General features: G+C 51.2%; 1 protein-coding gene. It reads right to left on the bottom strand.

Annotated elements, in window-relative coordinates; translation table 11 throughout:
* Nucleotides 1-277: plasmid recombination protein (locus tag KP705_RS17695; RefSeq protein ID WP_252348446.1), on the bottom strand; the 277-nt coding region annotated here is incomplete at its 3' end.
* Nucleotides 278-449 lie beyond the last annotated feature (172 nt).

The raw sequence follows: 449 nt of genomic DNA on the forward strand, positions 1-449 counted from the left end.
CCTCCTGGTCAGCGTTCCGGTTCTCGAACGCGCCAGGTGAGGACGTGACCAGGTATTCGATGCACTGGACGGCGTTCTTGCGGATCTTCTCAGGTAGCGCCTTCTCGAACGCGATCATGCCCTGTTTGACGTTCTGCGGCCCGATCAGGTCATTGTCTGGCGTTCTCGTGGCGTCAGCGTTTGGCGTATCCTGCTCTCGGTAGGCGTGCTTCATGGACGCCCTGACGGACTTGGGCGATTTGAGTTTCTGAACCCGAAGAATGGCGAATTTTGACATGGTGTTTCAGCCCCCTTTTTTCAAAAGGTGGACTTACTACACAATTTGCAAGCAAATTGTCGTAAGCTGAAGAAGGAAACCCCTTCTTCAGATATATTCAGAAAGCTTCTTTTTTTGTCGGTAATGGCACATTTGGCTGACCGACAAACCATTCGTAGAGTGAAGGATCACT

Source organism: Gluconobacter sp. P1D12_c, from assembly GCF_018812105.1.
Classification (GTDB): domain Bacteria; phylum Pseudomonadota; class Alphaproteobacteria; order Acetobacterales; family Acetobacteraceae; genus Gluconobacter; species Gluconobacter oxydans_A.